The following is a 23,955-nucleotide window of genomic DNA, read 5'->3' on the forward strand; positions in this document are numbered from 1 at the left end:
AAAAAATGCCAAGAACTGAGTTCTTGGCATTTTAAATTAATTTTTTTACGCTATTAAAGATAATGAAACCTTTTTCTTATCATAGTCAATACTTATTATCTTAGGTTTAACCACTTGACCAATCTTTAAATAATCACTTGGTTTATTAATTCTTCTTGTTGTTATTTGTGAAATGTGTATTAAGCCATCTACTCCTTCAATTATTTCTACAAACGCTCCATAGTCAGCAAAAGCAACAACTTTACCTGTTATTATATCTCCTTCTTTATACTTTGAAATAAACTCATCCCAAGGTTCCTTCATAGTCCTTTTAATACTACCTGATACCTTATGTTCATTTTTATTTATTTTTGTTATAACAATGTTGACCTCTTGATTTATCTTAAACTCCTTTTGAGGCTTTACTTTTCTATCCCAAGACACCTCTGAATTAGGAACAAAAACATCCATAGGGCCTACTGTAACAAAAATACCAGATTCTATAAAGGATTTTATTCTTCCCTTTAATTCCTGTCCAAAACTCAATTCTTCAATAAATTTTCTTTTTTCTTCTTCCATAATCTTCTTAATTACATTTTTTCTTGAAACAACAATTTCTATATTATCATTCTTTTGTAATTTTACATCTAATATATTTACTTCTATTTCCTTTCCCAGAAGATTTTTAACTTCATCCCTTTGAGTTATACCAGAGTGAGATTCAGGTAAAAATGCCTTTATATTATTATATAAACATTCATAACCACCCTTTATTTCACTTATCAGCTTAACTTTAATTAATATACCTTCTTCTTTAATTTTTTCTAACTCGTCTATAATATCGTATTTCTCTATATTTAATCTACTCAATACAACATTTCCTTCTTTATCTAAAAGCTTTACTACTTCTAAATCATAAACATCTCCAATTTTGAATATTTCCTTTAAGTTGATAATTCTATTAGAAGCTAAATTTTTAGGTAATATACCATCAGCTTTATATCCTATATCAAAAAATACTTCATCATTTGTTATATGTATTACCCTTCCTTCTACTATTTCTCCAACTGAAAGATTTTTAAAATTATAATCTATTTCATCATCTGATTCATAAGTTCTATCCTCTAATTTATTTAATGAATCTAACTTTTCAATAACTGCTTTAATTGTATAATCTGGAGTAGATGCTCCCGCTGTAATACCAACCTTACTTGCACCAGCAACTTCATCTAAATTAAGTTCATTCTCATCTTCAATGAAAATCGCTTTTTTACAATTATCTCTACAAATCTCATATAATTTTCTTGAATTCGAACTATTTTTTCCACCAATTACAACCATAACATCAACTTTATTTGATAGTTCTATCGCCTCGTTTTGCCTTTCATCAGTGGCACTACATATAGTATTATAAATTAGAATTTCTTTAGCAGATTTTATTAATTCTGATGATATCTTATACCATTTATTTTGATTAAAGGTAGTTTGTGCAACAATACAAATCCTTCCTAAGTTTTTATCAATTTTATTTAAATCTTCTATTTCATTAATAATTATTGCAGTATTGTTACACCAACCATTTATACCCTTAACTTCTGGGTGATTTTCATCACCAACAATTATAATTTTATATCCATCATTAAATCTTTGTTCAACTATTTTATGTATATGTTTAACATATGGACAAGTTGCATCTACAATTACAGCACCCATTTGTTCTATCTTCTCATATTCTCCCTTTGAAATCCCGTGAGACCTTACTATAATTTTATCGTTAGGTTGTATATTATCCAAGTTTTCAACCACATCAATTCCTCTATCTTTCAATTCTTCTACAACCTGTTTATTGTGAATTATAGGACCATAAGTAAAAATCCTATCTCCCTTTTCATTAAAGGCCTTTTCAATGGCTTTTTTAACTCCAAAACAAAATCCTGCTGTTTTTGCTACCAAAATTTCCATATTACATCCCCTCTTTTAATTTTTTAATTTCTTGCATAACTATCTGGCTTAATTCCAAATAGTCACTATTAGTCATCTTTTCTTTTTTATATTTATTATAGTCAATTGGTTGTCCATATTTTATTTTTATACGTGTAAATGGTCTATAATTGCCAACAATACATACAGGTATTACAGGCACTCCTGATTTAATGGCAAACATTGCAACACCTGCATTTGCCTCTCCAAGTTCGCCTGTCTTTGAACGTGTTCCTTCGGGAAAAAGACCAACTAAATTATTTTCCTTTAATAGCTTCAATGTAGTTTTTACAGCATTTAAATCAGCTTCTCCTCTTCTTACAGGAAAAGCACCTAATTTTTTAATTAACTTATTTAATATTGGTTTATCAAAAAGCTCATACTTTGCCATAAACCTAATTTGTCTTTTTGTATACACTCCAACTATTATTGGGTCCATCCAATGAAAATGATTCGGACATATAATTGCTCCTTTATCCTTTGGTATGTTATCACTTCCAAATATCTCTACTTTATAAACTAACTTAAATAAACCTTTAACAAATATTTGACAAAATCTATAAAAACTCATAGGTTAGCACCCTCTCTAATAATTGAAATAATTTCATCAACAACCTCTTGTATTGTCTTCCCTGTAGTATCTACTAAAATTGCATCCTCTGCCTTTCTTAAAGGGTTAATTTCTCTGGTTGAATCTATAGTGTCTCTATTTCTTATATCATTGCAGATTTCTTCAAATGATATATCTATTCCTTTATTTTTCATCTCTACAAAACGCCTTTTTGCCCTTTCTTCAACTGAAGCAGTTAAAAATATTTTAATCTGTGCATCCTTTAATACATTTGTACCAATATCTCTTCCATCCATTATTACACTTGACTTTTTTGCCATTTCCCTTTGTAAATAAACCAATCTCTCCCTAACACAAGAGATTGCAGCCACATCTGATACTTTAGAACTAACATATGGCATACGTATTTCTTCGGATACATCAACACCATCTAAATAAACTCTACCATTCATTAATTCAACCTTTGTTTCATCTACTATATCTTTCACAGATTGTATATCTTTTATATCTACCCCCCTATTTAATAGCTTTAATGTTATAGCTCTGTACATTGCTCCAGTATCGATATATTCTATTCCCATCTTTTCTGCAATTAATTTTGATATAGTGCTTTTTCCTGCACCTGCAGGTCCATCGATAGCAATTGCAATCTTGTTCATATTAAGCCTCCTGTCATATATATATTTCTATAAAAATATTAAAACTCCTTCAAGAGATCTGGTCTTAATATTGTAGCTCTCTTTAGAAAAATATGTTTAACATCAGATTGTTTTTTATTACCGTTAACATACATTAATACCCTAATGCATCTATCCAGAGAGTTTTCAACATACATCTCTTGAAAGCACAAAAGTCCCGCATACTTAATTCCTATGTTTCTTGCAGCTTCTGCTGGATAAGCAGACTTTAAATCCTTTGTTGCTGTAAATATTATTGATACTATATCCTCTATTTTCACTTCATTTTTTAATATCATTTCTTTTAATAACAGTTCAGTCTCTTCTAAAATATATTTCTTTTCATCCTTTTCAACAGTTGTTGCACCTCTAATTGAAAACATATTTACCTCCCTAACAGTTCATACCCGCACAATATCCTGTACTAAATGCTATTTGGAGATTAAAACCACCAGTTAATGCATCAACATCAAGCAACTCTCCTACAATAAACAGGCCTTTAACAATTTTTGACTCCATTGTTGATGGGTCAACCTCCTTAACGCTAACTCCACCCCTTGTAATTATAGCTTCTTCTATTGGTCTTGTTCCTATTACTGTAACTTTAAAGGACTTTAACAGGTTAACAAGCTGACCTCTTTCTTTTTTTGTAATTGAATTAACTACTTTATCACTTGGTATACCACTTAAATTAACTACAACAGGAATTAATTTTTGTGGAAGTAAATCATCTAATGCATTCTTAAACTGTTTATTTATGTACTTTTGAAAATCCTTTAATATTCTTTTATCAAGTTCTTGATAATTTAATGCTGGCTTTAGATCAATAAATATTTCAACTTCATCAGGTAATATATCGGATATTTTTCTACTTGCAGACAAAATAATAGGTCCTGATACACCAAAATGAGTAAAAAGCATCTCACCAAAATCCTCATAAATTGTTTTACCTTTATTCTTAACTTTAATACTTACATTTTTCAAAGATAACCCCATTAAATCTTTTACCCATTCCTCTTTACAAACAAGTGGAACTAATGACGGTCTTATATCAATAATTGTATGTCCTAATTTTTTTGCAAAGGTATACCCATCTCCCGTAGAACCTGTTCCTGGATAAGATTTTCCGCCTGTAGCAAGAACTACTGAATCACATCTTATGATCTCATTATTATTTATTTCAACGCCATATATTTTATTATCCTTTGCTATGATATCAGTTACTTTTGTTTTTAACAATATTTCAACATTATTTTCCTTTAAATATTCTTCAAAACATTTTATAATATCGCTTGATTTATCTGACTGAGGAAAGACTCTATCTCCTCTTTCTACCTTAAGTTTTACGCCCTTTGCTTCTATCATATCAATTAAATCATAATTAGTAAATGTATATAAAGAACTATACATAAATTCGCCATTCCCTGGTATATTTTGAATAATTTCTTCTATATCCTTGTTACTTGTAACATTACATCTTCCTTTACCTGTTATGAATAATTTCTTACCTAATTTTTCATTCTTTTCTATTAAAATAACTCTATTGCCTCTTTGTGCAGCTTTTATTGCTGCCATCATCCCTGCTGCTCCTCCACCTACAACTACAACCTTCTTCATATACTTCTCTCCTTACTCTTTTTTTGTTATTATATCTAACTATCTGCCTTACAATACAATATCATATATTTTGCAAAAAATAAATAAAAAGCCCCGTGGGCTTTTTACTCATTATTAATTTTATTTTTATAGCTATAAACATTATGTTCTTCCCAAATCTCTTCAAGGGTTCTAAATGTCTCTTGTGTTTTATCCTTTTCATTTAACCCAACTGCTACAACAAGTGCATTAATTACACTTAAAGGAGCAGCAAGTGAATCAACAAATGAAACCATATTACTTTGTGCAATTAAAGTATAGTCTGCATATGTTGCAAGTGGAGATAAAAGACTATCTGTTATAGTTATAACCTTTGCACCCCTACTTTTTGAAAATTTCATAGCATCAATAGTTCTTGTGGAATATCTCGGAAAACCTATTCCAATTACTACATCATTTGGGCCAACTCTTAAAAGTTTTTCAAATACGTCACTTATACCTGTTGAAACTATTCTTACATTATCTAATATTAAATTTAAGTAGAATCCTAAAAACTCAACTAAAGCCTGTGAACTTCTAAAACCAACTATATAAATTCTTTTAGCTTTAAGTATTTCATCTACTGCAGAATCAAAAGTATCGATATTTATTTTTTCTAAAGTAGCCCTAAGGTTTTCCATATCAGCCTTTAAAACACTTTTAAGTGGATTTTCTTCTACAAAATAATCATTAGATATTTCTATTCTTTGAACACTTGTAAGTTTATTTTTAATCATTTCCTGCAATGCTTTTTGTAATTTAGGATATCCACTATATCCAAGTTCATTGGCAAATCTAACTACTGTTGATTCACTAACTCCTACTGTTGTTCCAAGCTTTGCTGCCGTCATAAATGCAGCCTTATCATAGTGTTTTAATATATATTCTGCTATTAACTTCTGTCCTTTACTAAGTCTTGGAAACTTCAATTGAATAAGTTTCATTAAATCCTGCTTGTTTTCCTGCATGCTACCATCCCTCTTTTTAGCTTTATTGTCTAAAATTATTCTAACATCTTTTTCATTAAATTGCAATATATTTTGCATTTGAATAATGCAATGTTGCAAATTCATCATTTATTTAGTCATTTAAATAAAAATTCATTTTTAAATTCATTTTCTACTCTTTTTAATAATTTAAAATTTGTTAAGTCATAGTGCAATGGAGTTATTGTTATAAACCCATTATTAATAAAGTATACATCTGTATTTTCTACGACATCATCCGTAGGTTTTCCTTGAATTTCGAATATCCTTTCTATTTCACTACTAAATTTTTCAATAAATATATTTGAATAGATTCGTGTACCTAAATTGCATATCTTATAACCTCTTATTTTAGAATAATCTAAATTAGGAACATTAATGTTAAGTACAACATCATTCCCTATAGAGGTCACATCAACATTTTCTAATAATCTTTTTATAAACAATGCTGCAACTTCATAATTTATATTTCCATTATCTCTGTCCATAGAAACAGCTATAGATGGTATTTTATATATAGCCCCTTCAATAGCAGCTGATACCGTACCAGAATACAATACATCTGTTCCAACATTTAATCCATCATTTATCCCTGATATTATTAAATCCACCTTTCCATCCATCAACTTATTTATACCCATCTTTACGCAATCTGCAGGTGTTCCATCAATAGAAAAACATTTGCAATTTAAACCTTCAATTTTATATTCTCTAACTGTTAAGGGTCTATATATAGTAATTGAATGCCCACAGGCACTTTTTTGAGTATCAGGTGCAATAACTGTTACTTCGTGTTCCAAATGAAGAACCTTTGCTAAAGCTATTATTCCTTCTGCTTTAATTCCATCGTCGTTGGTTAATAAAATTCGCATAAAGAAGCCTCCTTTTTTAATATAATCACCTTTTATTATACATAATATTAATAAATACTATGAAAGGAGTAACACAATGATACAAATAGACGATGCAGGTAGTGGAAGCTTAGTTGGTGGTACAGCCGTTGGAATTCTAAGGATTGAAACAAATGAATATATGTGGGATGTAATCCCAATAAAGTACTTCACTTCTCCATATTTTGAAAATAAGCGCTATGAAGACTATACTCTCTCCATAATAAAAAAATATATAAAATATTTAAATATAGATAAAAATGAACCAATAGAAATTTGTCAAGGTTATATATTTAATAAAACAAGAGATTTTCTTATAAATAATAATTATAATGTATTAAGCACAAAAATATCCGACCCTTTACAATCACTTATTGAGACATCTTTTATAGATTACTGTACTCAAATTGGTATACCCTATGATTATTTAAGGTATACCAAATACCCATTTCACTTTCATAAAATGTTAAGATGGGTGTTTGCAGATAAAAAAAATAGAGTAAAGCTATGTAAAACAGCCTGGAATAGCTGGAAAAAATACTCAAACACTCAACTACACATTCATTATGACTATATAGTTACAGGTAACTATACCTGTTTAAAATGCGGTAAAAAAATAACTACTCCATCTAAGATTAAAGTTATTGAATTTACTACAAATAAAAAACAGTTTATATATCTTCACGATAACTGTCATTTTTCTCAATAACTAACAAAAATGGTGCATTTTTTCTATTAATGAAATTTATATTCATAACAGAAAAATGCTTTGAATCTAATTCGGTTATTTCCTTAAGTAAGTCCTCTGCCTCCCTTTGTCCCTCCTCGTGGCCAACATATACAGCAATTGTCATCACTCCACCTGGAACTAATAATTTCAAACCCTTTTGAACAGCCTCTAAAGTAGTATAACTTTTTGTTGTTATGGTCTTATCTGAACCTGGCAAATAACCCAAATTAAACATTATTGCTTTAACTTTTTTGTCTATATATAAATCCATATTTTGATGACCGTTATTTATAACTTTAATATTTTTAATTCCCTCTTCATCTATAATTTTATTAAACCTGTCAACTGCAGATTTTTGCACCTCAAAGGAATATACCATCCCATTTATAGTTAACGAACTTAAGAACAATGAATCATTTCCATTACCTAAAGTTGCATCAACTACAACATCTCCATCTACTACAACTTTCTCTACTATCTTATGTGCTAAACTTGTTGCTTTTAAAACTACTTTATACATCAGACCACTCCTTACAAAAAATAAATTTGAGGATGCTAATGCATCCTCAAATATTTTACACCTTTTATTCTGTTATGGCTACTTCTTCTTCTATATCCTTTATTGTTTTTACAAATTCTTTTGTTTTTATCATAAATATAGCTAAAAGTAACCCTGCTACTATTAATCCTATAACATTTGAGGTATTTGCGGGTAGTTTAAATCCTTCCTTTGCCTGTAATATATAGCTGATTGAAACATATGACATAAATGTTGCAGGAACTACAGCTATCCAATAATTCTTTTTATATTTATATAGATAAACTGCTGCTGCCCAAAGTGTAACCATTGCAAGTGTTTGATTTGCCCAAGCAAAATATCTCCAAACTATATCAAAATTAATAAATGTTAAGCCTATACCTAGAGCAAATAATGGAATTGCTAATAATAATCTCTTAGTTATCTTATCTTGTGAGAATTTTATCATATCAGCAAGCATTAATCTTGCACCTCTGAAGGCTGTATCACCAGATGTTATAGGACAAGCTACAACACCTAACATAGCAAGCACTCCACCAATTGGTCCAAGCAATGTCTTTGTTATTTCAAGAACAACACCACTTGGTCCAACCTTCCCAAGAACTGCTGCAAGACCAGGTACTCCCTTATAAAATGCCATACCAGCCGCTGCCCAAACAAGTGCAATAACACCTTCTGCTATCATTGCTCCGTAAAATACGCTTCTACCATATTTTTCATTCTTCATACATCTTGCCATAAGTGGTGATTGTGTAGCATGGAAACCTGAAATCGCACCACAGGCTATTGTTATAAACATCATTGGGAATATTGGTAATTTTTTAGGATGTAAATTAACTAATGATATTTCTGGTATATTGTATCCTTTTAGAATTATAGCTCCACCAACACCCACTGCCATAACAATTAGTGCTATACCAAATAGTGGATATAAGTTTCCAATTAGCACATCTATAGGTAGCATTGTTGCTAAGAAGTAGTATGCAAAAACTACAACTACCCAAAATGTAACTGTCATACTTGATGGGGTTATTGCTGCAAGTAGCTTAGCAGGTCCTGTAACAAAAACAACGCCAACTAATACTAAAAGAACTATTGTAAAAACTCTCATTATGTTTTGTATCTTTTTTCCTAAATAAATACCCTGTATTTCAGAAAGGCTTGCACCCTTATGTCTTATAGAGATCATACCTGACAGATAGTCATGAACTGCTCCAGCAAATATGCTTCCAAAGACTATCCACAAGAACGCTGCTGGTCCAAATAGTGCACCTTGGATGGCTCCAAATATTGGTCCAAGTCCAGCAATATTTAGTAGCTGTATTAAGTAGACCTTCCACGTTGGCATTGGCACATAGTCAACACCATCTTGAAGAGCATATGCAGGTGTTAACCTCTTTTCATTAATGCCAAATTGTTTTTCTACATAAGTTCCATAGACATAATACCCAAGAAGTAATAGTATAATTCCAAAGATAAATGAATACATTTTAACCCTCCTTTTATTTTTTGAATGTTTGTACAATTTATATTTTAATAATATCACTTAAAAATTGTTTTAGCATTTATTTGAGGGTAAAATGCATTTTTATTATCTTTAAATGTAAATTTTGAAGGTTTATTTGCATTTTAGCAAAAATTATATATTATAATAATCCCTAATATACCTCGATTTACTTCTGCTTACTGGTACCTCAGAATTATTGTTATCCTTCATAATCATTTTATATGTACCATTAAACCAAGGATGAATTTCTTTTACTTTATTAGGATTGACTAAAAAACTTCTATGAGTTCTTATAAATCCAGTCATCTTCTCCAAATCATTTAGTGTAAATTTTGTTTCATACGTATTATTAAAGGTTTTTATTATTGTCCTATCCTGCTCAATAGAAAAATAAATAATATCCTCTATATTTATTAATATTATTTTCCCATTTACTTCACAAGGAATTGACTTTTCCCTTTCCTTTAAAACCTTCTTCATTACCTCTTCTATTTGTTCATTAATAAAATAAATATCATTATTTTTTATTTTAAATGAGTCCCTTAATCTATTTATAGTTTCATCAAACCTCTTTTCATCGATCGGCTTTAAGATATAATCTAATGCATTATATTCAAAGGCTTTAATTGCATATTCGTCATAGGCAGTTATAAAAACTATATCAGTTTTATTATTCTTTTTCTTAATAATTCTTCCAAGCTCTATTCCACTTCCCCCTGGAATATTTATATCTAAAAATACTACATCAAAATCTTGTTTCTCTATTTTAGATAAAGCATCTATATAATTTGTAGCACAGTCTTCAATAGTAACATCATTATACTTTGAAAGATTAAATTTTATTTCCTCTATTGCAGGAGTTTCATCTTCTACAATAAGACATTTAATATTTCTCATTTTATCCCTCCATAATTGGAATCTTTATTGTTGTTTTAGTTCCTTCCTCTAAAGCACTTTGCATATCGAATAAGTAATTCTTCCCATAATATAGCTTTAGTCTCTCTATAATATTTGTAATTCCAATACCTTCTCCTTTTCTTATTGAATCACAATAATTTTTATTAAATCCAACTCCTGTATCCTCAATTATAAAAGTTAAATATTTATCTTCTTTAAACCCTTTTAAAAAAACACTCCCTCCAACCGCCTTTGGTGAAATACCGTGTTTAATTGAATTTTCAACTATTGGTTGCAAAATAAAGGTAGGTATTTTATATTCCTTTATTTTATCTTCAACATCGCAGTAAAAATTTAATCTATCTCCAAATCTTGCCTTTTCTATTTCGATATATGAATTTATTAAATCTATCTCATCCTTTATTTCTACAAATTCATCATTTCTTTTTAATGTTCCTCTAAAATAATTAGATAAACTTAATATTAACTCCCTTGCCTTTAAAGGATTTGTTCTGCAAAATGATGCAATTGTATTTAATGCATTAAATAAAAAATGTGGATGTATTTGAGCTTTAAGTGCTTTAAGTTCAGATTTATAAATATTTTGTGCTATAGTATTTAATCTAATTATTTCCATTTGTATTGATAAAAGTTCTGCTAATTCATCAAGAAAATCTATATAATATTTGTCTACATCATTGCAATTTTTTATGCTTACTCCTAAATATCCCTTTAAATTATGTTCTGAAGAAAGTTTTGCTACATAAAAACAATTATTATTATGTTTAACCAGTTCAGATGTTTTATCTATATCTAAATTAAGTAAAATATCTTTTATATATATTTCATCATATTTTGTTGTATAAAGAACTTCATTTTCAACACAGATAAATACACATTTTGCTCTCGTTTCTGCTGATATTATGTTGCAAATTTCCTTTGCAATATCCCTGTTTAAGCCTAATTTTAAATAAACTGAAGATTTCTTAGCTATGTTTAATGCCCTATAGGCATTAAATGCAGCAATTTTATTTAAATCATCCTTTACATTATTAATTATATTAATAAACAAAGCTACACCAAAGGAATTTATTAATATCATAGGAAGACCAATGTTTTTTTCTAACTCCAATGCTGCCTCAAAGGGTTTTGCCAACAACAAAATAATAATTACTTGGGTAACCTCTGCTATTATTCCTGCAATAAAACTTATTATAATATCACTCTTACCTCTTTTAATATAGGATTTAAATATACCACCAACTAATCCTTCTGCAACAGTTGAAAAGGCACATGATAAGGCAGTAAACCCACCTAATGTGTACCTATGTAGTCCTGCAATAATACCCACAGTAATACCTACAAGGGGACCACCTATAAGTCCTGCAACAATTGCACCTATAGGCCTTATATTTGCAATTGCTCCTCCCTGAACTTTGACACCTAAATATGTACCCATAATAGAAAGTATTGAAAAAAATGCTACCAACATAACTTTTTCAATGCTCATAATTTTTCTTGTAAAAAGTTTTTTAAACATAATAGTTTGAGAAAACACATAAGCTGCTAAAGCTATAATTGACATTCTTTCAAATAATTGTAGATATAACATATAATCCCCTCACTACAATGATTTTAAATATTCTATTTCATTGATGTTTAAATATCTCCATTCACCCTCTTTTAAATTTCCTAATTCTAAACTACCAATTCTAACCCTCTTTAACTTCAATACTTTATGTCCTATGGCACTACACATTTTTCTAACTTGTCTGTTTCTTCCCTCGTGTATTATTACTTCGACAATACTTGTTTTATTCCTTTGCTTTATCAATTTTATTTTTGCTGGTGCAGTTACATAATCCTCTATCTTTAATCCCCTTTTAAATCTTTCCATCTCTTCCCTTGTTGGTACTCCTTCAATTTCTGCTATATATACCTTGTCTATTTCCTTTGAAGGATGCATTAATTTGTTTGCAACTTCACCATCGTTTGTTAATATAAGTAACCCAGATGTATCATAGTCTAATCTACCTACTGGAAAAATTCTCTCTTTTACATCAACTAAATCTACCACTGTTTTTCTTCCGAATTGGTCTTTAACTGATGTTATATATCCAGTTGGTTTATTTAATATAATATAAATTTTATTTTCCTCTGGTTTTACTACTTTTCCATTAACCTCTACAACATCAAGTTCAGTATCTACAGTAACAATTTCTTTAATTACATTACCATTAACTTTTACTTTACCTTGTAATACTAATTCCTCAGCCTTCCTTCTTGAAGCTATACCACATCTTGCTAAATACTTTTGAATTCTCTCTTTCATCTTTACACTCCCTTCTTGTTATTAATTATAATAATAAAAGATACTTAAAACAACATAGTAGCCATAAATAACTAATTACTTATTTATTTACATAATAAAATATCTATTATTTACTTCCTAAAAATGTTATAATATCTTGTAATCTTTTAAAAGGAGCTGAAAAAAATGTCAATAAAAAAAATAATTTATTCTGAAAAAGTATACAAATCTTTTGTGGCATTGGATTTAGAAACAACTGGACTTAATCCACAAAATGATAAAATAATAGAAATAGCAGCAATAAAATATGATAATTATAATATAATTGATTCCTTTCATACACTAATTAATCCTAAAATAGAAATACCAAGTTATATAACTTTAATTAATGGTATTTCTAATGATATGGTCAAAACAAAACCTACTATAGATCAAGTATTTCCTAAATTCATAAAATTTATTGAAGGTTTACCTATAGTTGCACATAATGCAGGTTTTGATGGTAAATTCATTAAATATTCATCTTTACATTTATGTAATGAAGATATAATAGATAATGTTTTTATAGATACAGTCAAAATCGCAAGAAAATTATATCCACAACTCCCTAACCATAAGTTAGAAACAATCAAAAACTTTTATAGATTAAATTTAAAAAGCCATAGAGCTTACGATGATACATTGGTTGCTGCAAACATATATATAGAGTACTGTAAGAAATAAAGGGGCATATCTTACCCCTCAGATTGTTGACAAACCTAATTGTTAGCTAAAGTATGAAAAAGCCCCATGATAGGATTTCAAAGGCTCTTTCATGAGCATTAGCAATTCTTACTTTTCGAATTTGAAAAAGTCCGTAATTCGGCACAGGACGTGACGAGCCGAGCGGCCATCAGGACGATGGCATCGCGAGGGTAGGACTTTTTCAAACAAAGAAAAGCTTAGAATTGCTTAAGCCGTAGAACGAATGCCTAAGAAATCCTTCATGGGGCTAATCATTACATAACTTTTTCAACAGTCTGAGGAGCATATTATGCCCCTAAATAAGCTTTTCTTTAAATATTCCATCAATCATTAGCTTACTTACCTTTTGTTTTATTTCTTCAACATCTGTTATATATAATCCTAAACTCTTCATTCTTTCAAAATATTCCGAACCTGCAAAAGTATATCTTTTAGTAAGTCCTTTTTTATTTTTCTTACCTTCGTTTTCATATTTAATTATATCTCCAACTGCTAAGGTTGATGGTAATTCTATGCATTTCAATCCAAGTACACTTCTTACAGCATTATATCCTGCTAAGGTTCCTGTTACTATTGCTTCTGTGTGTCCCACAAATAACCCGCTCTTTTCTCCACCAACAAAAAGGTTATCAAGTCCTACTACCTTCATTGTATTATCCCTTGGTGCCATTGATAAATATCTTATAGAGTTTGCTCTTCCTCCTGCATATGGATCAATAAATCTTACATTTTCAAAACCCTTTAACTTTCTTAAATTTTCCAGAGGATAATAACTTGTCATAAGCTTTGCGTGTCCAGTATCCAATAAAATAACCTTTTCTGCGAATTCTTTAAGAGCATATTGCTGACAAACCTTCATTTTCAATTTTTCTGGATGTATATCCTCTTGTGGTATATCTGTAATATATACACCTTTAGCATCTAATTCCTCTCTTATTTCCTCTGATAGAGAATTTTTATCAAGTTTGCACGAACCACTCATTGCTCCAAAAATACCATCATCTCTCATTCCAAGTATATCTTCTACTCCTGCCCTTTGACTTAAACTAACTCTTGGCCCATATGATGGACATCTTAAAATGCACATTGAACAACCCTTACCATATCTTATACAGTTACCCATAGGACCTGTTGAGCCAGTTGTTTCTATATATACATCTCCTTCAATACCTTGCCCATCCTGAAGATAAATTGCATTAATATGGTTCTTTTCTACATCTACATCTACTGCTCTTGTTTCAAATTTTATTTCAATACCTAAACTTAAAAGATAGCGTCTTATGTTTGCCTCTATAATTGTTACATCATATAAATCTGCGTGTTTATGCCCTGGAAAATCTATATTTTTATGTCTTGTGCACCTCTCAATAATTTTAAACAAATCATCTGCTCCTAAAGCAATTAATTCTTCTGCAGCAGTAAATCTTCCATTATTTCTCATTATTCCACCAACATTACCTAAACCTAAAAGCATATCAGTTCTTTCTATTAACATAACATCTGCTCCACATTTTTTTGCTTGTAATGCTGCAGCACAACCTGCCCAACCACCACCAACTACAACAACCCTCATTTATTACCATCCTCCATTAAATAATATTCAATCGGATTGTATTGTTGCTTACAGGAACGTATATACTTTCCTGATAAATTTATTTGGCAACTTCCACATACACCTTCTCCACAGCACATAATATGGTTATTAACACTTGCAAAATATATTTTATTATTTAATTTATATATATAATTAATCAGTAATCTATTAAAATCATCATCTCCAGCGACTAATATTACTGGTATCTCATTTGTATTTAAAATTTTTTCAATTTTATCTATAAAATCATCTGTTAGATACTTTGTTTTATAGTTGATAATATTTAAATTTTCAACATTTGCTCCATACTTTTTATAATATGAAGTACACGCATTCTCTTGGCTTCTTCCCTTATCAAGTAGAACAAATATATTGTTATCATATAGTTTTAGTCTTCTTGTAGCTAGTACACCTGGAGACGCTGCAACTCCACGCCCCAAAATTAGTACGTTTGTATTTCTTAGATTCCTTAAAAATCTTTGTCCCTGTATTCCATTCCAATATGGTCCCTTTAACATAATATTTTCACTACATTCTGCTATATCCTTAGTCTTTATTCCATGTACCTTTATTAGCATAGTTACAGTTGATTTTTCATAATCAACATCCATAATAGAAATTGGAGTACCAAAATAGTCAGGATTTTGAGGTTTCTTAATAAAAACAAAAGCTCCAAAATTATCTAACTCTCTAACTAAATAATTTGTGACTTTTACTTCATACAAATACAAATCATCTCTTATTTTATTAACAGATACTATATTGTATTTTTTATATTCTCTATTTTTTTTTGCCTTATTTCCATTGTTAATTAATTCTTGATATATACAAGTACCTTTCCAATATAGACAGTCACAGAAAACTTTGTTTTGAAGTTGGCTACAGATTATACATTCTCCCTTTTCTGCTAAATGGCAAGGACAGAAATCTGATCCTGCATCTATACACTCAACAAATCTATACACCAAAACCCCCCCTTCTTTTATAGATTATTCAATTTACAAAAAGTTGTTACAAAAAAGCTACCCAATATAGGTAGCCTCATATATAATTATTTAATTGTAATACTTTTAAAAGTATCAGTTATTGTATTTATTAAATTCTTCCTATCAACATCTCTATCACTAACTACAGGATATTTAGCAATTATGTTTCCATCATAATATACAACTAAATTTCCTAAAACATCTCCCTTTTTTATTGGTGAAAAGATTACAGAAGGTACGAAAGCCTCTGTTCTAATATATTGAGCCTCATCGGATTTTATTGGAATAAAAACGTCATTTTCAGTTAGGGATATTATATATCTTGTTTTTCCTCCAAATACTCTTAAACTTTTTATTTCATCTCCCTTATTAAATAGTTTTATGAATTTATAGTTTTCTTTTGCATATTTGACAAGTTCTTCTGCATCCTTCCATCTATCAGAACTATTTAAAACAACACAAATATACCTACCATAATCGTGTTTTACTGATGCAACTAAACATTTTCCTGCACCACTAGTATAACCTGTCTTAACTCCATCGGCATTTTCCACTCTATATAAGAATTTATTTATATTAGAGTAACTTCTATTAAATTTACCACTAATACCTGCTGATATTTCTTTAGTTGAAACTATTTTATTAAAAAAATCATTTTTCATAGCATAAGCTGTAATTTTAGCCAAATCTTCAGCTGTTGTATAATGGCCATCAGCATCAAGTCCATGAGGTGTCTTAAAGGAAGTATTAAATGCACCAATTTCAATTGCTTTTTCGTTCATCAATTTTAAAAAATTATCTACATTCCCACCTATATGTTCAGCTATTGCAATAGCTGCATCATTTCCTGAACGCAGCATCAAACCATATAATAATTCTTCTAAAGAAATTTTTTCACCTGCAAGGAGTCCCGCATTAGAACCACCTATTGAAGCTGCTTTTTTACTTACTATTACTCTATCATTTAAATTACCCTTTTCTAATGCAACAATTGTAGTCATAATTTTTGTTGTGCTTGCCATAGGAAGTCTTATATCACTATTTTTACTATATAAAATTCTTCCTGAATTTTGATCAATTACAACAGCTGCATAGGAATTTAATGTTATTTTTTTACTTGTTGGAACTGTATTTATTTTATAACTTGAACAGAGTATAAATATCAATATTAAGTATAATATATTTAAGTACTTTTTCATTTTAAACACTCCTGTATAAAAGCAATTATTAATTGCTCTTATGATGGATTAAAATTTTCTTCTTCGATATTCTCTTTTTTCTTTTTGAAATTTTTTATTAAATCCTTTAAAAGTTCAGGAACATTATCAAGCAATCTCTCAACATAGTTCATTTCAGTTGCAGGCAATAGTCTAACGTCTTCCCCAACTACTAAAAATGCAATTGGTTGTACTGAAACTCCTGCCCCACTTCCTCCTCCAAATGGATAAGAAGAGTTATTCTTGTCTGAATCAGATTGTTTAAATTCACTTCCGCCTGATACAAATCCCATTGATACTTTAGAAATTGGTATAATAACTTTACCATCCTTTGTTTCAACTGGTTCACCTACAATCGTATTAACATCAATCATCTTTTTTAAATTATCCATTGTAGTTCTCATTAATCCTTCTATTGGATGCTCTGCCATATAAAACACCACCCTTGTAAATTTTTATTAAAATTAAAAAAGATTTTATTAAAAATATTATTATTATCATTAAATTAAAACTTATAGAAAGTTTAAACACAAGTTTTGGTTTTGTTGAATTAAAATCACAATAAATACTTCCACTATGATAAAACTTATAATTATTTGATAAATATGTAAATAAAACAGGTAAAACGGAATTTAAAACTCCAAAAATCATTGCAGCATAAAATGCATCACTACTTGAAACTTTTATATTATATCTTAGTCTTAATTTTATTCTTTTTATAAGATAATTTATATTTTTAACTGTTTGTTTAATGTAAGGAAAAATAAGTCTATAATCAAACTTTATTTTAGGTTTTTCTTTTACTCTATTAGTTTTCTTTTTTTTAGTTAAATTTATTACTTTAAAATTGTAAATTTTAATATAAAACCTTTTTTCATCATAAATTATTGATATGTTTATAGGTATAAACAGTATTAACATAAAAATTAACAATATAACATATATCATAATAAACCACCTAAATTAAAAAATGAGGAAGAATAATCTATTATATTATTCTTCCTCATTTTCCAAATTTAATTCAATTAATTCAGGTAATTCATTAATATTTTTAAACCCAAAATACTTTAAAAACTCATCTGTTGTACAATAAAGTATTGGTCTACCTGTTGTATCAAGCCTTCCACTCTCTTTGATAAGTCCCCTTTCAAGAAGAGTGCTTATTGCCCTATCACTTCTTACACCTCTAATTTCATCTATTTCCACCTTTGTTATAGGTTGTTTATATGCAATTATTGCCAATGTTTCTATTGCTGCTTGTGATAAATTTTGCTTAGATTCTGGTTTTAAAATCTTTTTAATATAAGTTGAATACTCCGGTTTAGTAGCCAATTGAATTTTATTATTATATTCAATTAACATTAACCCTCTATTATCTTTTTCATAATCCAACGATAAATCCTTTAATAAACTCTTTAACTCTTTAAGGTCAATATCAATAATTGAAGATAACTCCTTAACTTCAACTCCATCTCCAACTGCAAAGAGGATTGACTCAATAATACCCTTTATTCTTTCTCTATTCTCAGATAGTCCAAATTCCTTTAAAAAATCTGATTCTGCCATTCTTCCTCCTGCCCTTCTATATATATATCTTCAAAATTTCCACTTTGGTATACCCTTATTTTTTTTATTTTTATAAGTTCAAGCATTGCAAGAAATGTTACAATAAGTTCAAGCTTGCACTTTGCTTCCTCAAAAAAACGTGTAAACCTAATTCTTTTATATACTTCAACTAATCCTATAATATAATTCATCTTATCTTCAATTCTATATTCATCGTGGCTTATATTTTCATCTATTAGGGATTTTTTACTTGTTCTTCTTTCATATGCTTCAATTACTTTTTTAAATGCAAACATTAAATTTTCTAATGTTATATTTTTAAAAAATACATCTTTACTTTCAATATCATCAATTATTTCTGGTGGTTTAAAATAAATTGAACTTTGTTCCTCAATCATCTTTAACTGTTCTGCAAACTCCTTATATTTTTTATACTCTATAAGTTTTTCAACTATCTCTTTTCTTGGATCCTCTTCAACCTGTTCATCCTCCTGTATTTTTTTTCTTGGCAAGAGCATCTTTGACTTAATCTCAAGTAATGTTGCTGCCATCACTAAAAATTCACTCGCTATATCTAAATTTAGCTCCTCCATTGTCTTTAAATATTGAATATACTGCTCTGTTATTTCTGCTATAGGTATATCATATATATCTACCTCTGCCTTTTTAATAAGATGTAATAGTAGATCTAATGGCCCTTCAAATACTTCTATTTTAATATTTATTGACATTTAACCTCACCTTAAATTAAAATTTCTGCTAATCTTATTAGTAAAATACCTAATTTCTGATTCATAAATACTAATAGATTCCTAAACGGAGTAAACCAAAGCAACATAAGCAATACAACTGTTGAATACCTCTCCATAGAATAGATATAGTAAGCTACTTTACCTCTAAATAATTCTGCAAATATCTTTGATCCATCTAAAGGTGGAATTGGTAGAATGTTAAAAACAGCAAGTCCTGTATTTATAAAAAATAATATTTTTAAAAATTCAGCAACTCCAAGTGTCTCCTGTGTAAAATTCACTTTAAATAAAATAACAATAGAAAAGAATGCAAGAATTACATTTGATAATGGTCCCGCCAAAGATGTTATTATTATACCTATTCTTTTATTTTTAAAGTTGTAGGGATTAACAGGTACAGGTTTTGCCCATCCAAAGCGAACTATTAAAAGTGCAATTAAACCTGCTATATCTATATGTGAAAAAGGATTTAAAGTTAATCTATCATATGCCTTTGGTGTATCATCCCCAAGCATAGTGGCTGCTAAAGCGTGTGAATACTCATGAATGGTTAATGATACAATAACAGCTATACTTACAAATATTAATTCACTTAAAGAACGATTAAACATTTTTTCCTCCTAAATCAATTAAATGTTGTACTGTAGCATTTACAATATAGTCACTTCTATCCCTTGGATTTACATTTAATATCTTTTCATTGTCTATCTTATAGTTTATATTTTTAATAAAGTTCTCAATTCTTTTATCCCTAAAGCAATTTAAGAGTAATGCACTATTAAATTGCTTTTTATTTAATACTAAATATCTATATACATCATAATCATCATACTTTAGAATACCATTTAATTCTCTTAATTTCAAACATTTTTGAATGAAATTTTTAGATAAACTCAATCTATTTTTTATTATCTCTAATGTCTCTTCATTATTTTTAAAGAATAAACATATATATTTTTCTTCAGATTCAAGTAGTTTAAAATTACCTATAGGTATGTTTATATCAATTGAGGAGTTGAAATACTCATTAAAAAAATCAAAATAAATAAATAGCGTAATAACAACTTTATAATCATCTATTTTTAGTAAATCATCAATCTCCCTTCTAATTCTACTTATAGGTAAGTAATCAAAATATTTATTTTCTACACATTCTCTCATTAAACCGTATGTATAATTACAAAAATTGAAATTTAATCTACTTGCATATTTTATTCCTCTAAAAAAACGAGTTGGATCATCTCTAAAACTTTTTGAATGCAAAACTACAATTTTTTTATTTTTTATATCATTTATCCCGTTAAAATAATCAATAAATTTATCACTTAAAATATCATAGGCAATTGTATTTATAGTAAAATCCCTTCTTTTTAAATCTTCATATAATGTACCTTCTTTTACTAATGGAGTTGAAGCTATTCCATCATATGTTTCCTGCCTTGCCATTACAAAATCAATGTCCTCTCCATCTATAATAAACTTTGAGGTGCAGTAATGTTTATTATAGATAAATTCACAATTTAATTTTTTTGAAATACTTTGACTTATTTCTAAATGTTTTTTTCTATCTACCTGTGCTACAAAATCATAGTCAATTGGATCTATACCAATTATTAAATCTCTAACAGCACCTCCAACTAAATAGAACTCTATTTTATATTCTTTTAATATTTCTATAATTTTTCTTACTACATTATCATACATTTATACCACCCACCTTAAATAGTATAACATAAAAAATATATTAAAACAAAAAGGAGTTGATAATTCAACTCCTCAATTAGCATTCAAGAAACTCTTTACTACTCTATTTAAGGTATCTATAAACTTCATCTTTTCTATCTTACAATCTACTATAGCTTCTACTTGACCATAAACATTGTCACCATCTACCGCCTTTATTACACCAACTGTCTCACCTTTATTAATTGGCAACTTTAAATCCTTAAAAATTTCTATTTTCTTTTGAATATTGGGTTTATTACCCTTTTCAACAACAACATTCAAATTATCCTTTGCAACAACCTTTACGCTTTCAGGCTTTGCTTTTGGAATACTAACTTCACCTACTACTTCACCCTTTTTAACTACATCAAAACTATCATATTTTGCAAATCCGACATCAAGTAATTGTGCTGCCATTGCATTTCTTTCTTTTGCACTTGGAGCCCCCATAATGACAGATATCAATCTAACGTTTCCTCTTTTAGCTGTAGCTGAAATACAATACATAGCCTCCTTTGTATAACCTGTTTTTAATCCATCACAACCTTTATATGCCTTTATCATCTTATTTCTATTTACAAGAGTAAAGGGCGTTTTTCTGCCTTCAGATATTGTCTCCATCCAAATGGTTGTATAATCTAATATCTTGGTATGCTTTAATAATTCCCTTGACATAATTGCTATATCATAGGCTGATGTATAGTGATTAGGATCATAAAAACCATAGCAGTTAACAAAATGTGTGTCATTCATTCCTAATGTTTTTGCCCTTTCGTTCATCTTTTTTACGAATTCTTCTTCTGTTCCACATAAAAATTCTGCTAAAGCAACACAAGCGTCGTTAGCTGATTCTATTGCTGCTCCCTTTAAAAGTTCCTCAACAGTTCTAACTTCACCTGTTTCAAGATACATAGTACTGCCACCTAATCTTTTAGCATTCTCGCTAACAACTACTTTATCAGATAGCTTTATTTTACCACTATCTATTGCTTCCATAACAAGAAGCATAGTCATTATTTTAGTCACACTTGCAGGTGCAAGTTTTTCATGAGATTTATATTCATACAGAATCTTCCCTGTTGTAAATTCTACTAAGATAGCAGACTTACAATTCAAATTGGGTTCAACTTGTACTGCCGCCTTTGCTTGATATGTAAACATAAATATGAGTAGTATAGTAAGAAAAATTACATTTAATCTTTTCTTCATTTTTCTTTCCCTCCCTAAAGATTTTTATTTATTGTTAGTTTTCCCTGTTTTTCAAAATGTATTAATAAAAACAAATAACAAAAAAGCGTCATTAACTAATTTAAGTTAATGACGCTTAAAAATTAAAATCTCTTTATTCCATCCTTTGTAACAATACCAAAAATCAATGGTCTTTCTTCTAATTTTTGTTGTTCTATATGATATGCCTCTAATAATTTCTGTTCTGCTACCTTTGCTTTATTTAAATCATTAGCATGTAGGTATGCTATGACATCTCCTTTTTTAACATAGCTTCCAACCTTTTCTTTAATTATTATACCAACTGCAGGATCTATTGGGCTCTCCTTAGTCTCTCTACCTGCACCTAATATTAGTGCAGATATACCTATTTGGTCAGCTATTATTTTTGTAATGTAGCCTTCTCTATCTGCTTTCACTTCTATTATATGTTGTGCCTTTGGTAAAAGTTCTAAATCTTCAATTACTGAAATATCTCCACCCTGTGCCTTTACAAACTCCTTAAACTTTTCGTAAGCAGCACCTGATGTTATTGTTTCCTGCAACATTTTTCTTGCTTCGTCTTCAGTTTTTGCTTTACCTGCAAGAAGTAACATTTGAGTTCCTAAAACAATGCATAGTTCTAATAGATCTTCTGGTCCTTGTCCCTTAAGTGTTTCAACTGCCTCTTTTACTTCTAAAGCATTACCAACAGCAAATCCTAATGGCTGGTCCATATCTGAAATTACTGCTATAGTATTTCTTCCTACATTAGTACCTATATCAACCATTTCTTGAGCAAGTTCAAAGGAATCATCTAATGTTTTCATAAATGCACCAGTACCTGTTTTAACATCAAGAACAATCGCGTCCGCACCTGCTGCTATCTTTTTACTCATTATACTTGATGCAATTAATGAAACATTATCAACTGTTGCTGTAACATCTCTTAGAGCATATAACTTCTTGTCAGCAGGAGCTAAGTCAGCTGTTTGTCCTCCAACTGCCATCTTGATTCTATTCACATTGTCTATAAATTGTTTTTTTGTCATCTCGACTGAAAAGCCCTTTATAGATTCTAATTTATCTATTGTGCCTCCTGTATGTCCTAAGCCTCTTCCTGACATTTTTGCAACTGGAACTCCACAAGCTGCAACCATTGGAGCAAGTACAAGAGTAGTCTTATCTCCAACACCACCTGTACTGTGCTTATCTACCTTTATTCCTTGTATCTCTGATAAATCTATGGTTTCTCCTGAATTAACCATTGCCATTGTTAAATCCGCAGTTTCTCTTTTTGTCATTTTATTAAAAAATATTGCCATCAATAGTGCTGAAACCTGATAATCTGGTATTTCTCCTTTTGTATATCCATTAACAAAAAAGTCTATTTCTTGCTTTGTCAATTCTTCGCCATTTCTCTTTTTTAAAATTATATCATACATTCTCATATGTATTCCCCCT

General features: G+C 29.3%; 25 protein-coding genes. 2 read left to right on the plus strand and 23 right to left on the minus strand.

Translation table 11 applies throughout. The features are described from left to right. Nucleotides 1-45 precede the first annotated feature (45 nt). The 7 genes from JG776_RS00220 to surE all read right to left on the minus strand — a co-directional run bounded on the left by JG776_RS00220 (nucleotide 46) and on the right by surE (nucleotide 6,700). Complete coding sequence (locus JG776_RS00220; protein WP_291963850.1) at nucleotides 46-1,941, minus strand: bifunctional 4-hydroxy-3-methylbut-2-enyl diphosphate reductase/30S ribosomal protein S1; 1,896 nt, start codon at nucleotides 1,939-1,941, stop codon at nucleotides 46-48. 1 nt (nucleotide 1,942) lies between these two features. After that, nucleotides 1,943-2,530 (minus strand): 1-acyl-sn-glycerol-3-phosphate acyltransferase, encoded by a 588-nt coding sequence (locus JG776_RS00225; RefSeq protein WP_027308234.1) that lies wholly within the window; start codon nucleotides 2,528-2,530, stop codon nucleotides 1,943-1,945. Continuing rightward, nucleotides 2,527-3,189: a (d)CMP kinase gene (gene cmk / locus JG776_RS00230; RefSeq protein ID WP_291963851.1), complete on the minus strand. Its 663-nt coding sequence runs from the start codon at nucleotides 3,187-3,189 to the stop codon at nucleotides 2,527-2,529. The genes JG776_RS00225 and cmk overlap by 4 nt, the downstream gene beginning before the upstream one ends. Before the next feature lie 38 nt (nucleotides 3,190-3,227). Next, nucleotides 3,228-3,590 carry a chorismate mutase gene (gene aroH, locus JG776_RS00235; RefSeq protein ID WP_291963852.1) on the minus strand — a complete coding sequence of 121 codons (363 nt, stop codon included), beginning with the start codon at nucleotides 3,588-3,590 and terminating at the stop codon, nucleotides 3,228-3,230. 10 nt (nucleotides 3,591-3,600) lie between these two features. Continuing rightward, nucleotides 3,601-4,824: an NAD(P)/FAD-dependent oxidoreductase gene (locus tag JG776_RS00240; RefSeq protein ID WP_291963853.1), complete on the minus strand. Its 1,224-nt coding sequence runs from the start codon at nucleotides 4,822-4,824 to the stop codon at nucleotides 3,601-3,603. A gap of 104 nt (nucleotides 4,825-4,928) precedes the next feature. Beyond that, nucleotides 4,929-5,810 carry a MurR/RpiR family transcriptional regulator gene (locus JG776_RS00245; protein ID WP_291963981.1) on the minus strand — a complete coding sequence of 294 codons (882 nt, stop codon included), beginning with the start codon at nucleotides 5,808-5,810 and terminating at the stop codon, nucleotides 4,929-4,931. A gap of 116 nt (nucleotides 5,811-5,926) precedes the next feature. Further along, nucleotides 5,927-6,700, minus strand: coding sequence for a 5'/3'-nucleotidase SurE (gene surE / locus JG776_RS00250; protein ID WP_291963854.1), 774 nt, complete (start codon nucleotides 6,698-6,700; stop codon nucleotides 5,927-5,929). A 76-nt stretch (nucleotides 6,701-6,776) separates the two neighbouring features. Between surE and JG776_RS00255 the strand changes: the two genes are divergently transcribed. Then, nucleotides 6,777-7,427 carry a hypothetical protein gene (locus JG776_RS00255; RefSeq protein WP_291963855.1) on the plus strand — a complete coding sequence of 217 codons (651 nt, stop codon included), beginning with the start codon at nucleotides 6,777-6,779 and terminating at the stop codon, nucleotides 7,425-7,427. On the opposite strand, the gene JG776_RS00260 is transcribed toward JG776_RS00255, so the two are convergent. From JG776_RS00260 to JG776_RS00280, 5 genes are all read right to left on the minus strand, one after another. Further along, nucleotides 7,390-7,968: a class I SAM-dependent methyltransferase gene (locus JG776_RS00260; protein WP_291963856.1), complete on the minus strand. Its 579-nt coding sequence runs from the start codon at nucleotides 7,966-7,968 to the stop codon at nucleotides 7,390-7,392. The genes JG776_RS00255 and JG776_RS00260 overlap by 38 nt on opposite strands. A 64-nt stretch (nucleotides 7,969-8,032) precedes the next feature. After that, nucleotides 8,033-9,475 (minus strand): carbon starvation CstA family protein, encoded by a 1,443-nt coding sequence (locus JG776_RS00265; RefSeq protein ID WP_291963857.1) that lies wholly within the window; start codon nucleotides 9,473-9,475, stop codon nucleotides 8,033-8,035. 150 nt (nucleotides 9,476-9,625) lie between these two features. Beyond that, nucleotides 9,626-10,390 carry a LytTR family DNA-binding domain-containing protein gene (locus JG776_RS00270; protein WP_291963858.1) on the minus strand — a complete coding sequence of 255 codons (765 nt, stop codon included), beginning with the start codon at nucleotides 10,388-10,390 and terminating at the stop codon, nucleotides 9,626-9,628. 1 nt (nucleotide 10,391) lies between these two features. Next, entirely contained in the window at nucleotides 10,392-12,002 is a 1,611-nt protein-coding gene (locus JG776_RS00275) for a LytS/YhcK type 5TM receptor domain-containing protein (protein ID WP_291963859.1), read from the minus strand. Nucleotides 12,003-12,014: 12 nt separating this feature from the next. Next, on the minus strand, nucleotides 12,015-12,722 hold the full coding sequence (locus JG776_RS00280) for a pseudouridine synthase (protein ID WP_291963860.1): 708 nt from the start codon (nucleotides 12,720-12,722) through the stop codon (nucleotides 12,015-12,017). A gap of 165 nt (nucleotides 12,723-12,887) precedes the next feature. Here JG776_RS00280 and JG776_RS00285 point away from each other — a divergent pair, with 165 nt between their 5' ends. After that, nucleotides 12,888-13,424, plus strand: a complete 537-nt coding sequence (locus JG776_RS00285) for an exonuclease domain-containing protein (protein WP_291963861.1) — start codon at nucleotides 12,888-12,890, stop codon at nucleotides 13,422-13,424. Nucleotides 13,425-13,740: 316 nt separating this feature from the next. On the opposite strand, the gene JG776_RS00290 is transcribed toward JG776_RS00285, so the two are convergent. From JG776_RS00290 to JG776_RS00340, 11 genes are all read right to left on the minus strand, one after another. Then, a complete protein-coding gene (locus JG776_RS00290; RefSeq protein ID WP_291963862.1) occupies nucleotides 13,741-15,018 on the minus strand; it encodes an FAD-dependent oxidoreductase in 1,278 nt (425 codons plus the stop codon). Beyond that, nucleotides 15,015-16,004 carry a sulfide/dihydroorotate dehydrogenase-like FAD/NAD-binding protein gene (locus JG776_RS00295; protein ID WP_291963863.1) on the minus strand — a complete coding sequence of 330 codons (990 nt, stop codon included), beginning with the start codon at nucleotides 16,002-16,004 and terminating at the stop codon, nucleotides 15,015-15,017. Before JG776_RS00295 ends, JG776_RS00290 begins: the two co-directional genes overlap by 4 nt. A gap of 86 nt (nucleotides 16,005-16,090) precedes the next feature. Next, nucleotides 16,091-17,224 carry a D-alanyl-D-alanine carboxypeptidase family protein gene (locus JG776_RS00300; RefSeq protein WP_291963864.1) on the minus strand — a complete coding sequence of 378 codons (1,134 nt, stop codon included), beginning with the start codon at nucleotides 17,222-17,224 and terminating at the stop codon, nucleotides 16,091-16,093. A 38-nt stretch (nucleotides 17,225-17,262) separates the two neighbouring features. Next, entirely contained in the window at nucleotides 17,263-17,673 is a 411-nt protein-coding gene (gene ytfJ, locus JG776_RS00305; protein ID WP_291963865.1) for a GerW family sporulation protein, read from the minus strand. Continuing rightward, nucleotides 17,627-18,190 carry a hypothetical protein gene (locus JG776_RS00310; protein WP_291963866.1) on the minus strand — a complete coding sequence of 188 codons (564 nt, stop codon included), beginning with the start codon at nucleotides 18,188-18,190 and terminating at the stop codon, nucleotides 17,627-17,629. The genes ytfJ and JG776_RS00310 overlap by 47 nt, the downstream gene beginning before the upstream one ends. A gap of 45 nt (nucleotides 18,191-18,235) precedes the next feature. Then, nucleotides 18,236-18,808 (minus strand): SMC-Scp complex subunit ScpB, encoded by a 573-nt coding sequence (gene scpB / locus JG776_RS00315; protein ID WP_291963867.1) that lies wholly within the window; start codon nucleotides 18,806-18,808, stop codon nucleotides 18,236-18,238. Further along, a complete protein-coding gene (locus JG776_RS00320; protein WP_291963868.1) occupies nucleotides 18,787-19,539 on the minus strand; it encodes a segregation/condensation protein A in 753 nt (250 codons plus the stop codon). Before JG776_RS00320 ends, scpB begins: the two co-directional genes overlap by 22 nt. A gap of 11 nt (nucleotides 19,540-19,550) precedes the next feature. Further along, entirely contained in the window at nucleotides 19,551-20,171 is a 621-nt protein-coding gene (locus JG776_RS00325; RefSeq protein ID WP_291963869.1) for a site-2 protease family protein, read from the minus strand. Further along, nucleotides 20,164-21,264 carry a hypothetical protein gene (locus JG776_RS00330; RefSeq protein ID WP_291963870.1) on the minus strand — a complete coding sequence of 367 codons (1,101 nt, stop codon included), beginning with the start codon at nucleotides 21,262-21,264 and terminating at the stop codon, nucleotides 20,164-20,166. The genes JG776_RS00325 and JG776_RS00330 overlap by 8 nt, the downstream gene beginning before the upstream one ends. A gap of 72 nt (nucleotides 21,265-21,336) precedes the next feature. After that, nucleotides 21,337-22,494, minus strand: a complete 1,158-nt coding sequence (locus JG776_RS00335; protein ID WP_291963871.1) for a D-alanyl-D-alanine carboxypeptidase family protein — start codon at nucleotides 22,492-22,494, stop codon at nucleotides 21,337-21,339. Between the two features lie 122 nt (nucleotides 22,495-22,616). Then, entirely contained in the window at nucleotides 22,617-23,942 is a 1,326-nt protein-coding gene (locus JG776_RS00340) for a pyrimidine-nucleoside phosphorylase (RefSeq protein ID WP_291963872.1), read from the minus strand. Nucleotides 23,943-23,955: the final 13 nt, after the last annotated feature.

Source organism: Caloramator sp. (assembly GCF_020054765.1).
Taxonomy (GTDB): Bacteria; Bacillota; Clostridia; order Clostridiales; family Caloramatoraceae; genus Thermobrachium; species Thermobrachium proteoclasticum.